This window comes from Arthrobacter sp. UYP4, assembly GCF_057291175.1.
Genome location: NZ_JBXAVU010000001.1, coordinates 480,319 through 495,185, shown reverse-complemented (window position 1 = coordinate 495,185; position 14,867 = coordinate 480,319). Strand labels below are relative to the sequence as shown.

The 14,867-nt window shown below is 68.3% G+C and carries 12 protein-coding genes; 2 read left to right on the top strand and 10 right to left on the bottom strand.

Translation table 11 applies throughout. The features are described 5' to 3' along the window. Nucleotides 1-142: 142 nt before the first annotated feature. The 7 genes from AC0Z9V_RS02290 to AC0Z9V_RS02260 all read right to left on the bottom strand — a co-directional run bounded on the left by AC0Z9V_RS02290 (nt 143) and on the right by AC0Z9V_RS02260 (nt 5,806). On the bottom strand, nt 143-712 hold the full coding sequence (locus tag AC0Z9V_RS02290; RefSeq protein WP_485140588.1) for a DapH/DapD/GlmU-related protein: 570 nt from the start codon (nt 710-712) through the stop codon (nt 143-145). 248 nt (nt 713-960) lie between these two features. Beyond that, entirely contained in the window at nt 961-1,536 is a 576-nt protein-coding gene (gene lepB, locus AC0Z9V_RS02285; protein ID WP_485140587.1) for a signal peptidase I, read from the bottom strand. Next, entirely contained in the window at nt 1,523-3,133 is a 1,611-nt protein-coding gene (locus AC0Z9V_RS02280; protein ID WP_485140586.1) for a multicopper oxidase family protein, read from the bottom strand. Before AC0Z9V_RS02280 ends, lepB begins: the two co-directional genes overlap by 14 nt. A gap of 129 nt (nt 3,134-3,262) precedes the next feature. Further along, nucleotides 3,263-3,655: a hypothetical protein gene (locus AC0Z9V_RS02275; protein WP_485140585.1), complete on the bottom strand. Its 393-nt coding sequence runs from the start codon at nt 3,653-3,655 to the stop codon at nt 3,263-3,265. Nucleotides 3,656-3,747: 92 nt separating this feature from the next. Further along, nucleotides 3,748-4,182, bottom strand: coding sequence for a cupredoxin domain-containing protein (locus AC0Z9V_RS02270; protein WP_485140584.1), 435 nt, complete (start codon nt 4,180-4,182; stop codon nt 3,748-3,750). 195 nt (nt 4,183-4,377) lie between these two features. Continuing rightward, a complete protein-coding gene (locus AC0Z9V_RS02265) occupies nt 4,378-4,932 on the bottom strand; it encodes a COG4315 family predicted lipoprotein (RefSeq protein ID WP_485140583.1) in 555 nt (184 codons plus the stop codon). Between the two features lie 310 nt (nt 4,933-5,242). Continuing rightward, nucleotides 5,243-5,806, bottom strand: a complete 564-nt coding sequence (locus AC0Z9V_RS02260) for a hypothetical protein (protein WP_485140582.1) — start codon at nt 5,804-5,806, stop codon at nt 5,243-5,245. Nucleotides 5,807-5,964: 158 nt separating this feature from the next. On the opposite strand from AC0Z9V_RS02260, the gene AC0Z9V_RS02255 reads away from it, so the two are divergent. Further along, nucleotides 5,965-8,298: a fibronectin type III domain-containing protein gene (locus AC0Z9V_RS02255; RefSeq protein WP_485140581.1), complete on the top strand. Its 2,334-nt coding sequence runs from the start codon at nt 5,965-5,967 to the stop codon at nt 8,296-8,298. A 349-nt stretch (nt 8,299-8,647) separates the two neighbouring features. On the opposite strand, the gene AC0Z9V_RS02250 is transcribed toward AC0Z9V_RS02255, so the two are convergent. From AC0Z9V_RS02250 to AC0Z9V_RS02240, 3 genes are all read right to left on the bottom strand, one after another. Further along, nucleotides 8,648-10,054, bottom strand: a complete 1,407-nt coding sequence (locus AC0Z9V_RS02250) for a sensor histidine kinase (protein ID WP_485140580.1) — start codon at nt 10,052-10,054, stop codon at nt 8,648-8,650. Nucleotides 10,055-10,076: 22 nt separating this feature from the next. Further along, nucleotides 10,077-11,426 (bottom strand): response regulator, encoded by a 1,350-nt coding sequence (locus AC0Z9V_RS02245; RefSeq protein ID WP_485140579.1) that lies wholly within the window; start codon nt 11,424-11,426, stop codon nt 10,077-10,079. A gap of 209 nt (nt 11,427-11,635) precedes the next feature. After that, complete coding sequence (locus AC0Z9V_RS02240) at nt 11,636-14,032, bottom strand: ATP-binding cassette domain-containing protein (protein ID WP_485140578.1); 2,397 nt, start codon at nt 14,030-14,032, stop codon at nt 11,636-11,638. 159 nt (nt 14,033-14,191) lie between these two features. On the opposite strand from AC0Z9V_RS02240, the gene AC0Z9V_RS02235 reads away from it, so the two are divergent. Further along, complete coding sequence (locus tag AC0Z9V_RS02235; RefSeq protein WP_485140577.1) at nt 14,192-14,848, top strand: peptide deformylase; 657 nt, start codon at nt 14,192-14,194, stop codon at nt 14,846-14,848. The last annotated feature ends 19 nt before the right edge of the window (nt 14,849-14,867 follow it).

Sequence of the window (14,867 nt, the reverse complement as noted above, 5' to 3'; positions counted from 1 at the left end):
GTGTACCGGCGAGAGGGGCCGTTGAGACGCAGTTCCTCGAGGTCCTGTCCGGGCGTGGATGCCTCCTCGCGAACGGATACGGGTGGTCCGCGTCAGGGACTGCTTCCGGGCCCATTCGGTGGGTCGGATGTCCACGGCTGCGTCAGTCCGAGACGTATCGGACGACCTTTGCCGGTGACCCGACGACGATCGCGTTGTCAGGCACGTCCTTCGTCACGACCGCGGCAGCCGCCACGACGGCGTTCCGTCCGATGGTCACCCCTGGCAGGATCGTCGCATTCGCTCCGATCCACACGTTGGCCCCGAGGACGATCGGTGCCGGGAGCAGGTCGGCACGGCGGCTCGGAGCGAGATCGTGGTTGAGCGTCGCGAAGACCGCATTATGTCCGATGAGGCAGTCGTCCCCGATGGTGATCCCGCCCTGGTCCTGGAACATGCACCCGGCATTGATGAAGACCCGACGTCCGATGGTGATGTTCCTGCCGAAGTCGGCGTGGATCGGAGGGAAGACAGTCACCGACTCGTCGACCGGTGTGCCGATCAGCCGGGACAGGAGCCGACGGACCTCTGCCGGGTCTTTCCACCCGCTGTTCAACTCCCCCGTGATGCGCAGGGCCTCCTGACTGGTCCGGTGCATGACCGCGTGGAGAGGTGAATCTCCCGGAATGGTTCTGCCGGCGTTCAGTTCGATCAGCAGGTCATCCAGTGTCACGTCGTCCTCTTCCGGTACCGGTCATGGGATGGCCACGGTAACAGGCCACCCTGTGACCTCGCAGTCCCGTCTGCCCGCAGATTCGGCAGAAGCATGACGTCGTCCGCGGTGGTGCGGCGCCAGTGCCACTCCCCTGCCGACGTGTGGACGGTGTCGCCGGGGTGGAGTTCGGTGAGGTCCTCGCCGCAGGCGTGCGCCGGATGCCGGACCGATGCGGGAATCGAGTTGCTCCCCCTGCGGGAGCGCGCCTATTTCCGGCCGGTGAGCAGAGTGCCCCGGATCGAGGTGAGAGGCACGGCTCCGAAATCCCGGGAATCGATGGAGACGCCGCGGTTGTCGCCCAGCACGAAGACACTCCCGGTCGGCACCGTCACAGGGCCGAAATAGGTCGCGTCGATGCGGCTGTGGTCGACGAACGGCTCCGCTATCGCGACGTCGTCGACGTACAGTTCAGCATCACGGATGGCGACGGTCTGCCCCTCCCCTGCGATGACCCGTTTGATGGCGGTCCGGCCGTCGAGTGGGTTGGTGAAAGCGACGACGATGCCGGGCCGGATCGAGTCCGCACCGGCGGAGGGTTTGTAGAGGAGCACCACGGCACCGGATGCGATGGTCGGTTCCATGCTGTCGGAGGACACGGTGACCGGTTCCAGGACCCATGCCCGCAGGGCAAGGACGAGGAGCAGGGGAATCAGTGCCACCACCAGGACGCGGGGTCGGCGTCTCTCCACCGCTTCCGCCCCCGGCGACAGCTCCGGCGAACGCACCAGGATGGGGCGTCTCCTGTCCTGGGGCATTCCGTCGCCCGGCTCAGTCGTCGTCATCGTCCCATTCGGCTCGGGCCGCCGTCATCGGATCGTTGGGGTCGTAGTCGGTCTCCTTCAGGCCCACGCGGAACTGGGCCATCATGTCGTGGTCCTCGTGCGGCAGGTTGTGGCAGTGCATCATGTAGACGCCGGCGTGGGGGGAGAATTTCATCAGGAGCCGGACGGTCTCGCCTTCACCCACGTACACGACGTCCTTCGGGCCACGCTCGTAGGAGAACGCTGCGCTCCCGTTGCGGCTGAGGATCTGGAAGTCGACCAGGTGGATGTGGAGGGGGTGGAACCACCCGCCCGAGCTGTTCTCGACCTCCCAAATCTCCACGGAGTCGACCGCCGGATCGGCGACGACCTTCTTGTACCCGCTGGCGATGACGTCCTGCCAGCTGTCATCGTTGATGGTCCACATATTGGTGACGTCGTTGCGCTTGACCCGGAACCTGCGGGTCCTCACCGACTGCGCGGCCGTCAGTGACATGGCTTCACTGCCGACCAGGGTCGTGGGGATGCGGTTCCACGTCGGGTCGGTGGTGTCGACGGCTTCGTCGGTCACGTCGAACGCCATGATCTTCCCCGTGTAGTCGTAATCCACGTTGTTCTTGTTCGAGAGGTTGCGGAGCTCGATGCGCTGCCCCGTCCTGTACTTGCGGAAATCGATGAGGACCTCGTACCGCTCCGCGCCTGCATGGCGGTAGTTCGCCACGCCCTGTGCCTTCGGGATCAGGCCACCATCGGTCCCGACGATCACGAGGGGGTCCCCCGTGCTGAGCGTTGGTCGTAGGGAGCGTGAGATGGAGCAGTTGAGGATCCTGAAGCGGTACACGCGCTTCTGTACCTTCATGACGGGCCATGGCTTCCCGTTGACCAGGATCACGTCCCCCCACAGCCCGGAGTGGGTGTTGTCGTCGTAGCCCAGGGAACCGTTCTCGGCGAACATCGCGTCGCTGACGGTCAGGGCAACGTCGTACCGGCCCTGCGGCAGCAACTGGCGTTCGAGGGGATCGTGCATGTGGTACTGCGCGGCGAGGCCGGAGTACGCGTTCTGAGCGGTGAAGTGGACGCCGTGGTCGTGGTACCAGAGCGTGCGGGCCGGCTGGAAGTTGGGATACCGGTAGTCCTTGTAGAATCCCGGATTCGTGATGTCGCTGGCGTAGCCGTCGTACTGCGGGAGCGACGCGGACCCGTGCAGGTGGGTGGACGTGGACAGGGCGTGACCGTCCAGAGGGTGCTGGGCCGGCAGCTGGTTGCGGACCCTCACGACCGCCTTCGTGCCCTGGTCCAGGCTGATGGTCGGGCCCGGGAATATTCCGTTGTACCCGAGGATGGGCGTCGTCAGCCGCGGCAGGATCTGGGCCGTCGCGGCCTTCTCCGTCACCTGGTAGTAGTTGACGGGCAACCCGTCGGCCGGGTCGATCCCTGTCGTGTACGGCTGGAGGAACGGGGCCTGGACGAAGGGCACCTGGAACGGGCGCGGCATCTGGCTGTCGCTCAGCCGGCTCGCCGACTTGGCGTCCACCGACCCGGTCGGAAGTGTGGCGGCGCCTGCCCCGAGGACTCCGAGTCCCCCCAGCAGCAGAACCTGACGGCGTGTGGTTGACATTGCGTTCCCTTCGTTCAGTACGACGACTGTCCCGCACCCACGTTGGAGATACCTCGCGCCGGGCCTCCGATTACTTGGAGAAACCCTTGAATCCGCTGCGATGTCCCAAGGAACGGCACCTGCCGTGTCTCACAGGGTCCGGTGTCGGTGCAGGAGGACGAACCCGAGAACCGCTGAAGCGCCCGCGATGGCTTCTGCTCCTGCGGTCAGGCTCTTTTTCGCATACCACACGGGTTCGTACATCGACGGGATGAATCCGATGTCCGGGACCTGCATATACCGGTAGAGGACGACCGCGCCCAGCGCGGAGAGTGCCACCACTGCCGCGAGCGCGAACGCTGCTCGGCTGCTCCTCATGAGCACGTACAGTGCGGCGAGCATCGCGACGACGGCCTGGATCCGGAAGAGGGTGCCCCCGCCGATTCCTGCCGGTGCAGCCTGCTGGAACCCTGGTGCGAGTTGGAAATGGATGACGGCGCTGACGATCAGACCGGCACCGGCCAGGGTGCGTAGGGCGATCATCGGCAGGCGACGTCGCGCCGATCCCCCGGTGGTGGACTCCTGCCGCCTGGAGGGTGCACCTCGCCTGTTGCCGGACGGAGCTCCTGTCCCGCTCATCCGACGACCAGGGTTCCGGACATCGCGGGGTGGTAGACACAGATGACCGCGTACTCGCCGGCTTCGTCGGGTGCGGTGAACGTCGCCGTCCCACCGGCGGCGACATCGACGTCGAACCCGCCGTCGTCCTTCGCCGTGACCGTGTGCGGGGCGTCGTCCTCGTTGACGACGGTCACCGTGGTGCCGGGGGCGATGGCCTCGGGCATCACGTATTCGAAGTCCGCGATGGTGATCGTCGCTCCTTCGGTGGGCACAGTGTCCGCCGAGCCGGCGGGCGTCGGACCTGTGGCGGCCGGTGGTGCGGGCGCTGCGGCCTCGCTCGATGCGCCGGCCGCCGCCGTGGCGCGGGGCTCGGCGTCGGAGCCGCAGGCGGTGACGCCGATGAGCGCAGCGGCGACCATCAGGACCGACAGTCGGTGACGTGCTTTCATGGCATTTCTCCCAGTCGAAGGGGTGGGCTGTCCAGGCAGAGGGGACGTGGTCGTGGCGGGAGGCGGGAGGGACAGAAGTCGCCGGCAGCTCCGGGCCGGTTCTGCGAAGGAGAACCCGCAGCGGATGAGCTGCCCGACGACTTCCGGCACCCGGCGGCCCCGCTGTCGCGAGGTGCCGCCGTCACCGCGGAGGATCTACTGGATCATCGTCCCGTCGGGAGCGACGACGTACCAGACGTCTCCGACAGCCTGTCCATTGGTGTCACCAGCGGCCAGGTCCTTGTTGAAGTAGTAGATCGGCATGCCGTTGATGGTCATCTGCAGTTCGCCCTCCGGGGTCTCGATGGTGCCGACGTCACCGGTGACACCCTCCACCTCCGGAGTGTCGGTCTCGCTGATCACCGGCGGCCAGGCGACGAGGCAGTCATCCGTACAGGCGCTGACCCCCGACTCGGCGACATCCTTGGTGAAGTAGTAGACCGACATGCCGTCGGCGTCGACCACGATCTCACCCAGGTCACTCGTGGCCACGCCCAGCGTCGTCGGACCGGTCGCCGCAGGCGCGCTGGCCGTTGCCTCGGTCGTCTCCGCCGCCTCCGTGGTCTCCGCCGCCTCGGGGGTCTCTGCCGGCGCCTCCGTGATTTCTGCCGCCACTGATTCAGTGGCTTCCTGGGCGGACCCGGAGCAACCGGTGAGAGCCATCATGGTCAGGGCGACCCCGGCCACTGAAGTGGAAAGTTTCCTACCCATGAGTTCGATCCTCCTGATCATCCCGGCGGGGCCGGGCCCGATGGAGATGTCCTACTGCCACCCCCACTCAGGAGAACACTGCAACTCCATTCTTGGATAAACCTTTGGACGCCTCTGTCAAGCGGAAGCCCGATGAGCGTCGAGCTCCCAGCATGCATTTCGCCGTGCCAGGGATTCCGATGCTGGGATGTCTCTTCTTGTCGGGCGGATGAGCGAATGCGGATCGATCGCGACCGCATTCCAAGGTTCTTGCACGACGAGGACCGCGCAGCCCTCCACGTCCCGTGCCGGTCGGGATGACGACTGCCTGCTACTCGCCCCGGTGGTGGCCCTCCCCCAGGGACAGCCCGGGTCCGCCCGGCACCTGCAGGGTCAGATCGATGGCTCGATCCGGCAGCTCGAACACGAGGACGGCGTCGATGGTCTCGCCCTGTCGAGCCGTCGAAGGAGCGGGAGAGGACCAGACCGCTTCCCAGGTCTCCGCGCCGAGCGCAGAGACGGTGTACCGGGACGGGTCGAAGGACAGCCCGTCCTCCTCCATCGCCGTCAGCTCCAGCAGGATCCGGACACGATGACTCCCGTCAGTGGCCGGCTCAGCGAGCGCAGCGGACGGTGACGGAGGTGACCAGCCGTCGACCTCGATCGGTAGGACTCCCTGGATGCGCCCCAGACCACCATCGACGGTGGCCGATGCGCCCAACAGGGCCGGAGGCGTCCGCGGAGCAGCCATCAGAACACTCCCGACCACCGCCCCCACAAGCAGGAGCAGGGCGACCGGCATGAGAAACCTGATGCGCCGGCGCGATGACGGGGAACGGGGCGGTGAGGCAGGACCGTGCAGCGGCGCGGGGCGGGACCGGGTTGTGGATACCATGCCCGCCAGTCTTCATCGGACTCCTAGGGAATCCCTAGGAATCGGCATTCCCCCTATCCGTCGGAGAGGACAGGCGACCCACCCGGGGTCCGACCTCGGCACGGATCGGGAAGGGGGCCAGCAGTATTTCCCCAAGGTGGTCGACCTAGCTTGTGTCCATGAGTGAACCCCTTACTCACGCAACGAGGATCAGTGAGGCCGTCATGAAATCTGCATTCCACGAAAAGGGACAGCCGAAGTCCCGCGTCCAGCATTACGGGCGGACCGCGGTTGTCGCGACGGTTTCCGCCGTCCTCGGCACCACGTCCCTTCTGGCGGTCCCCGCCGCCAACGCGGCCGTCCCGACCTTCCCGGACAACGTCGTGGTCTTCCCCGACCGTGATTTCGTCACCATCGAGGGCTACCAGGACTACGTAGGACAGACCGCCACGGTGGAGGTCCGCCGGCCCGGCGTCGGCATCGTAGGCTCCGCGAAGAGCGTCGTCGCCGCCGGTGACGTGGCTTTCGAGATCAACCACCCCGGCGGGGTGTGCTGGGGCGCGGGGACCGGACTCAATGTCACCCCTGACATCCTGCCCGGCGACAACGTCTCCATCACGTTCGCCGGCACCGAGGCAGGAACCACCACGGTCCAGGACGCCTTCGTCACGTCCGACTCCACCCTGGAAGGCAACACCCTGACCGTTCGGGGCCACGTCGGGTCGGGCGTCAACACGAGCCAGATGGAACAGCGGATCGTCGAGCCCGCGCTGAAGGACACCCCGGTCGGGCGCCGCGATGTCCGTGCGGCCCCGGGAGAACTCGCCCAGGAGGACGGCTACCAGTCCCGCCTCCAGTTCGGCCTGGACGGCCCGGACACCTTCACCGCCACCTACATCTTCGCCGACCGGGCGACGGCCGAGATCGCGGGAGACGCCGGCGGCGAGCGCGCGATGTCCTGGCAGGTGGAGGACGCCGATGCCAACCGGCAGGGCCTGACCATCGCCGAATTCGGGGAGCTCGGCGGCCCCGGGATGGGCGGCTGCCCGAACGGACCCCTGCAGTCGGGCCCTGCAGGACCCACCAGCATCATCGCTGCGAAGGTCGGTGGCGACCTCAAGGTGAACTGGACCCCCGCTCAGGCCGTCCCCGGCACGCCGGCCATCACCGGTTACCGCGTCACAGCGGTCGCCAAGACCGTGTCCGGGAGCGAGCAGGCCGAATCCGGTGTGCGCATCAGCAACCCGAAGGCCTCCAGCACGACCATCCGGGGCCTGAAGGCCGATGAGGAGTACGACGTCTACGTGGCGTCCGTCAGCAGCGTCGGCGAGACCTTCCCGGCCAGCCACGCCATCCCGGCAGAGGACACCGACGCTCCGACCGTGACGGCCACGCCCAATGGTGGGACCTTCCCGACCGCGCAGAAGGTCACCCTGACAGCCAGTGAAGCAGGCAGCGACATCTACTACACCCTGGACGGCACGGACCCCGTCTCCGGCGGCGTGAGCGCCCCCCACGCGCTCCTGTACACCGACCCGATCGACGTCGCCCGCACCAGCGCCGTCACGTTCGCCGCGATCGATCCCTCCGGAAACGTCTCCGAGAACGGGAACGTCACCTTCACCATCACCGACGATCCCGTACCTGCCGCTCCGGTCTTCACCGCAGCACCGAAGGCAGGGCAGGGAACAGCGGAAGTGTCCTGGGCAGCACCCGACGCCGGGGCACCGGGACTCACCATCGACGGCTACTCGATCCAGGCCTACACCGCCGACGGCGTAGCCTTCGGCGCTCCCAGGACGGTCGCCGGGACCGTCACCACACTGGTCTACGACGGGCTGAACGGCGACACCGCCTACCAGTTCACCGTCAGGGCCACGAACATCAACGGCACCGGACCGGAATCGGCCAAGAGTGACCCGGTCACCGTGCAGGGCGCCCTGGTCGCCAACGCCGGACCGGATCAGACCGTCGCACGAGGCACCAGCGCCACTGCCGTCACCCTGGACGGCACCGGCTCCACCACCACCGGCGCGACCTACCTCTGGGAGCAGGTCCTCACCGGACCCACCGATCCGGACAAGGTCACCCTGGACGCCGGCACGACCCTGAAGCCGACGTTCAGCCTGCCGGTCTACCGGACGCCGATGACCAACAAGCCGCTCACGTTCAAGCTGACGGTCACGGCGGGCGGAAGCACCAGGACCGACGAGGTCAAGGTGACCCCCGTTCCGGACAGGGTCACCATCGGCCTGGCCCAATGGAAGACGGGCGACCTGCGCATCGGAGGCACGAGCAACGTCGTCGGCGGGACGATCACCGTCCGGGTCGGCGGCCCCACCGGCCGGATCCTGGGGACAGCCCCGGTCACCGCTGCAGTCGCTCCGGAGACCGGTGGGGTCTACAGCCTGCGGCTGCGCAATGCCGCTGCAGGCACCACGAACCCGGGCAGCGTGTGGATCGAGTCCACGGTGGGAGGTACCGCCGGTCCGACGACCGTCGCGAACAGGTAGACCGGTGGGATAGACCATCGACCGTCCACCACCGGGGTCCGGTTGCTCCCGCAGTCTGCGGGCAGCAGCCGGACCCCGATGCGTCGTCCTCGAGGTGGCGCCCGAGGGTTCCCGCACTGCGAGCGCGGAGCGGACTGGCACGACCTCCGCCACGAAGGTCGGAGGACCCTTGCCGCCGGCCCCCACTGCAACCGACCGTCCGGGGCGGGTGCACCGTGAGGAGGCCTGGATCCGGCAACGGGCCGGACGATCACGGGAGGCACCGGGGCGCCCGGCCGGGAGACCACCCGCCCGGCACAGAGGCACGGGCGGGACAGGCACCTCTGGGTCGAACGATCGGGAGCGGGAGTCAGGTGGCCGGCAGCCGGGCCGTGCCCTGGCTCGGGGATCTGACGGGACGCCTGCGCGCGCGGCGGACTCCAGGCGCCGTTCCACCGAATGCCGCGGTGACGCAGGTTCCGACCCCGAGCGTCGAGGTGATGTCGAGGGAGCCGCCCGCCTGCCGGATGGTGTCGCCGAGGATCCTCAGGCCGAAGTGGCCCTCCGGGCGTGCCTCGTCCGTATCGAAGCCGACTCCGTCGTCCGACACCGTGATCTCTGTCCGCTGGCTGGACTGCCGGATCCGGATCTCCACCGATTGTGCCGAGGAATGCCTGGTCGCGTTGACCAGGGCTTCGCGCGCGACCCGGTAGACCAGGACCGTCTGATCCCGGTCCAGCACCAGCTCGTCCGGGATCTCGACCAGAAAGGCGATCCCGCGCTCCACCAGGGGCGTCTCCAGCCTCATGAGGGAGGCCTTCAGCCCCAGTTCTTCGAGGTCCGGCGGGTAGAGTTCCGTGGTCATGGCACGGAGGAGACGGACGTCGTTCTGCAGCATGGTGCGGGCGTTCGTGAAGACGGGGCCCATCGACGGCGGGCCCCGGCGTTCCTCCGATTCCAGGGCGTACGCGAGTCCGGACAGGTCCTGGATCACTTCGTCGTGGAGTTCGCTGGCGATCTGCCGGCGCTCCTGGTCGGAGGCCTCTATCGCGCAGCGCAGCAACGCGGTGCGCGTCGCCTGGTGGTCCTGGATCCTGCGGGCCAGGCGCACGGCCGGGATGAGTTGCGCCAGTTGCAGGACCGCCAGGGACAGCAGGGTCGGCGGGATCATCCCCATGAGCACTGCGTACTGCTCACGGCGCACCGCCTCACCGGAGGAGTAGGTCTCGAAGATCATCGGGTCACCGGTCTGCGAGGTCGAGCGCACATAGACCTCCACGAGTTCACCCGAACCGTCCTCGAACTCGTTCTCCTCCCCGGTCTGGGATTCCAGCGTGGCAGTCGCCGGCCCGCCGTCGAGCAGCAGGCGTGCCCATTCCTCCTGCTCGAAATCCCGTCCGATGAGCGATGCGGCGTCCGAGTAGACCACCCTGCCCTGCTCGTCCCACACCTTGATCCTCGTCACATTGCCGTTGGCAAGCCAGGGCGCCAGTCGCCGGTCGAGCCGTTCCAGCGCGACGGGATCCCGGGCGAGGAGCTCACGGGTGATCAGGGGCCCGACCACGTTGTCGGCCAGACGCTGGGTCATGTCCCGGGCATTCATGAGAGCGTGGCGTTCCGCCTCGGCGCGGATCCAGAAGGCCACGGGGGTCGCGACGAGGACGAGCGCCAGGAAGCCGACCGTGAGGAAGCGCGCGACGGCGGACTGCACCTCGCGTCGTTCGACGACGCCAGGGGCTCTCGTCCCGTCGTCGTCGGCCCTGCCGGGGCGGAGCACGCGCACGGCTTCGGGTGCCCGGCTATCTACCGGCGGGATCCGGGGCGGAGCCCGTCATGCTGCCGAGCCGCGCCACCAGCGACGGGTGCACGATCATGTTGCCCGGGCGGGCATGCCGCAGGGTGTCGAGCATGACTCCCAGGGCGCCGTCCTTCGGCAGGAACCCGCAGATTCCCATGCGGGCGGCTTCGCGCAGCGCTTCCTGTGACGGGTTGCCCGTCAGCATGACGATCCGTGCTTCCGGTGTTTCGGCGAGGATGCGCTCGGCTGCGTTGAGTCCGGAGCCGTCCGCGAGGTACAGGTCCATGACGACGACGTCGGGCCGCAGTTCCCGGAACATCGACGCAGCCGAATCCACCGATGTCGCAGCCCCCACGCTCGTGAGGTCGGGTTCGCGGTCCAACGCACCCGCCAGCAGGTCCGAGAAGGTCGTGTGATCGTCGACGATGAGGATCCGCAGACGTCCCGTCTCCTGCCGGGTGGCCGGCGGTGCGTCGGGGTGGCTCTCCGTCGTCGGATGGACGGGTGCAGGGCGTGCCGGCGGCCCGCTGGACGGCGCAGTGCTCGTCAGCAGCCTGGCGTGTGCCTCCTTGAGGAGTCCCGTGGGTGCGCAGCCCAGTTCCTCATCCATGATCCGGCGGCATCGATCGAAGGCCCGCAACGCTTCCGTGTTTTCCCCGTTCTGCTCCAGACCCAGGACCAGCGTGGTCCATGCCCGTTCGTTGAGGGGGTCCTCCCGTGCGGCGGCACCGCTCCAGGCGATCGCCCTGCCCACCTCGCCCACGAGGAGCGCCGACTCCGCGGCCAGCACGCGGGCACGGCCCACCCGCTCCTCATGCAGGGCGCGCTCCTCTTCGGCCCAGCCCGGCAGCAGCTCGTCCCCGAGCAGCGGAGAGGCTGCCAGTTCGAGGGCTTCGGTGAGCAGTTCCAGCGCTGCATGGGGCGCTGCCACGGCGGCCTGCTCGGTCAGCGTCGTGAAGCGCTCCAGATCGAGGTCCACCATCGTCCGGTCGATCACGTAGCCGCCCGTGACCGTCCGCAGGGGACCCGTCCGGCCGGCTCCTGGCTGCAGGCGCCGTCGGAGGACGCTGACATAGCTCTCGAGGGTCGGCAGGGCGACGGCCGGATGATTGCCGTTCCACAGCAGATCGATGATGCGGGTCTTCGACACCGCCGATCCGAAGTTGAGCAGGAGGATCTCGAGCACCTGACGGGGCTTGGGGCCACCGAGATCGCCTGCCGTGAGCTCTACGTCTCCGCGGCGGATGGTCAGCGGGCCCAGCACCGAGATCTCGAGCGTGGACGACTCTGCGGCGGCCTCCGGAACGTGATTGGAAACGCCTGGTTCCTTCGCCAGCTCCAAGGTGATCACAATGTCCTCCCCCAGCTCGTTGAGTACTATGCCTCCATTGAAGGGGAGGGAGAACCGGACCGACACGAGTGGTGGCTACGCATTACGCGGGTCCGGCTACCCGCATTCGGAGTGCTCGCCGGCGGCAGCACGTCCCGGCGTCGCCGCCCTGCACCGCCTGCTCGCTACCCGCCCGGAACCCCGTCCGGCCACCTCGGGCGCGACCTCGTTCACCCGGCCGGACGGCCCACGTACTCGGCGAGGTGCCGTCCGGTGAGCGTCGCCCGGGAAGCGACGAGTTCTGCCGGCGTTCCTTCGAAGACCACCTTCCCGCCGTCGTGCCCCGCTCCGGGTCCGATGTCGATGATCCAGTCCGCGTGCGCCATCACCGCCTGATGGTGCTCGATGACGAGAACGGACTTGCCGGCGTCGACCAGGCGGTCCAGCAGGCCCAGCAGATTCTCGACGTCGGCCAGGTGCAGGCCTGCCGTGGGTTCGTCGAGGACCAGGATGCCGCCCTTCTCCCCCATGTGGGTGGCGAGCTTGAGGCGCTGGCGCTCGCCGCCGGACAGCGTGGTCAGGGGCTGGCCGAGGCTCAGGTACCCGAGCCCGACGTCGGAGAGCCGGCTGAGGATGGCATGGGCGGCGGGCACCCTGGCCTCGCCGGCCCGGAAGAACTCGGTGGCCTCGGTGACGGGCATCGCCAGGACCTCGCTGATGTCCTTCCCGCCGAGCGTGTACTCGAGCACCTCGGCCAGGAACCGCTTGCCGCCGCAGACCTCGCAGGTGGTCGCGACGCCGGCCATCATGGCGAGGTCCGTGAAGATGACGCCTGCGCCGTTGCAGGTGGGGCAGGCGCCCTCGGAGTTCGCGCTGAACAGGGCCGGCTTGACGCCGTTTGCCTTCGCGAACGCCTTCCGGATGGGCTCCAGCATGCCGGTGTACGTGGCGGGGTTGCTGCGGCGTGAGCCCTTGATGGCCGTCTGGTCCACCGCGACGACGCCGTCCCTGCCGGACACGGAGCCGTGGATCAGTGAGCTCTTGCCCGAGCCCGCCACGCCCGTGATCACGCACAGCACGCCCAGGGGTATGTCGACGTCGACGTCCTGCACGTTGTGCGACGTCGCTCCCCTGATCTCCAGTGCGCCGTTGCGGGCGCGCACGCTCTCCTTGAGCGAGGCGCGGTCGTCGAGGTGCCGGCCCGTGAGCGTCCCGCTGTGGCGCAGGCCCTCGACGGAACCCTCGAAGCAGACCGTGCCGCCGGCGGTCCCGGCGCCCGGACCGAGGTCGACGACGTGGTCGGCGATCTCGATCATCTCCGGCTTGTGCTCGACGACCAGCACGGTGTTGCCCTTGTCCCGCAGGCGCAGGAGCAGGTCGTTCATGCGCTGGATGTCGTGCGGATGCAGGCCGATCGTGGGCTCGTCGAAGACGTAGGTGATGTCGGTGAGCGACGAACCGAGGTGGCGGATCATCTTGGTGCGCTGGGACTCGCCGCCGGACAGCGTCCCGGACGGGCGGTCGAGGCTGAGGTAGCCGAGCCCGATCTCGACGAACGAGTCGAGGGTCTCCCCCAGCGCCGTCAGGAGTGGCGCCACCGAGGGTTCGTGGAGGTCCCGTACCCAGGCGGCGAGATCGCTGATCTGCAGGGCGCACGCGTCGGCGATGCTGAGCCCGGCGATCTTGGAGGAGCGCGCGGCCTCGCTCAGTCGGGTGCCGTCGCACTCGGGGCACGTGGTGAACGTGACGGCCCGGTCGACGAAGGCGCGGATGTGCGGCTGCATCGCCTCGCGATCCTTGGACAGCATCGACTTCTGGATCTTGGGTACCAGGCCCTCGTACGTGATGTTGATGCCGTCGACCTTGATCTTGGTCGGTTCCTTGTGGAGCAGGTCCTGCAGTTCACGCTTCGTGAAGTCGCGGATGGGCTTGTCGGCATCGAAGAAGCCGCAGCCGCCGAAGATCCGGCCGTACCACCCGTCCATGCTGTAGCCGGGGATGGTCAGCGCGCCCCCGTTCAGGGACTTCGTGTCGTCGTAGAGCTGGGTGAGGTCCATGTCCGTCACCGAGCCCATGCCTTCGCACCGTGGGCACATGCCGCCGGTGATGGTGAAGCTGCGCCGCTCCTTCACCGTGGTGCCGCCACGCTCGAGGGTCACCGCGCCGGCACCGCTGATCGAGGCGACGTTGAACGAGAAGGCCTGCGGAGACCCGATCCGGGGGTTCCCCAGCCGGGAGAAGACGATGCGCAGCATCGCATTGACATCGGTGGCGGTACCCACGGTGGACCGGGGATTGGCGCCCATGCGTTCCTGGTCCACGATGATCGCCGTCGTCAGCCCTTCGAGGACGTCGACCTCGGGGCGCGCGAGCGTCGGCATGAAGCCCTGCAGGAAGGCGCTGTAGGTCTCGTTGATCATGCGCTGCGACTCGGCGGCGATGGTGTTGAAGACGAGGGAACTCTTGCCGGAGCCGGAGACGCCCGTGAAGACGGAGAGGCGGCGTTTCGGGATGTCGATCGAGACGTCCCTCAGGTTGTTCTCGCGCGCCCCCTGCACCCGGATGAGGTCGTGCGTGTCGGCTGTGTGGAGCTGGGGCTGCTGGACGTCCGTGGTGGCCGTGGTCATCGTGTCTCCATCGTTCGGGGGCCGCTTCCGCCGGTGGTCTGCCGGGAGCCGCGGCACAGGAACCAGCCGCGGGCAGCACGTCTGATTGTCCGTCGTCGATGCGGAACCGGCAATGGGGTGGGCACCCGTTGCTGTCCGCGATTGTGCTTTGCTGGTGGGATGAGTACCGATACCTCACGCAACCAGGTCCGGCCCGAGCTCCCGGCCGGAGCCCTCCGCGAGCAGGTCGAGGCCGTCCTGTCGGTGGACCAGCCCCGGATCGTGGCCGCGGGCGACCCGGTGCTGCGCCGGCCGGCGGTCGACGTCGACGGACAGCTCGACGACGACACCCTGGGCCGGCTCATCGCCACGATGCGCCGCGTGATGCACGCCGCGCCCGGAGTGGGTCTCGCCGCCCCGCAGATCGGCATCCCCCTGCGGATCGCAGTCCTCGAGGACGAGGGCGTCCAGGACCCGGTGGTCGCCCAGGCCCGTTCCCGCACCCCCCTGCCGTTCACCGTGCTCATCAATCCCGCCTACGAGGCCGTGGACCACTCCCTGCACGCGTTCTACGAGGGCTGCCTGTCGGTGCCCGGCTACCAGGCCGTCGTCGAGCGCCATGCCCGTATCACGGCCACCTACACGCAGCCGGACGGCGTCACGGTCACCGCCGGGTTCGAGGGCTGGCCCGCGCGCATCGTGCAGCACGAGACGGACCACCTGGACGGCCGGCTCTACCTGGATCGGGCGATCACCCGATCCCTCAGTGCGAACTCGGAGCACGGCCGCTGGGCGCAGCCGACCGTCGACGACGCGCGGCGGGGCCTCGGCTTCTGAGGCCCCGCCGCGCCGCCGC

Coding starts and splice junctions, on each gene's coding strand:
- AC0Z9V_RS02260 (WP_485140582.1), bottom strand. CDS start 5,806: ATGGTATCCACAACCCGGTCCCGCCCCGCGCCGCTGCACGGTCCTGCC.
- AC0Z9V_RS02240 (WP_485140578.1), bottom strand. CDS start 14,032: ATGACCACGGCCACCACGGACGTCCAGCAGCCCCAGCTCCACACAGCC.
- AC0Z9V_RS02275 (WP_485140585.1), bottom strand. CDS start 3,655: ATGATCGCCCTACGCACCCTGGCCGGTGCCGGTCTGATCGTCAGCGCC.
- AC0Z9V_RS02280 (WP_485140586.1), bottom strand. CDS start 3,133: ATGTCAACCACACGCCGTCAGGTTCTGCTGCTGGGGGGACTCGGAGTC.
- AC0Z9V_RS02270 (WP_485140584.1), bottom strand. CDS start 4,182: ATGAAAGCACGTCACCGACTGTCGGTCCTGATGGTCGCCGCTGCGCTC.
- AC0Z9V_RS02265 (WP_485140583.1), bottom strand. CDS start 4,932: ATGGGTAGGAAACTTTCCACTTCAGTGGCCGGGGTCGCCCTGACCATG.
- AC0Z9V_RS02235 (WP_485140577.1), top strand. CDS start 14,192: ATGAGTACCGATACCTCACGCAACCAGGTCCGGCCCGAGCTCCCGGCC.
- lepB (WP_485140587.1), bottom strand. CDS start 1,536: ATGACGACGACTGAGCCGGGCGACGGAATGCCCCAGGACAGGAGACGC.
- AC0Z9V_RS02255 (WP_485140581.1), top strand. CDS start 5,965: ATGAGTGAACCCCTTACTCACGCAACGAGGATCAGTGAGGCCGTCATG.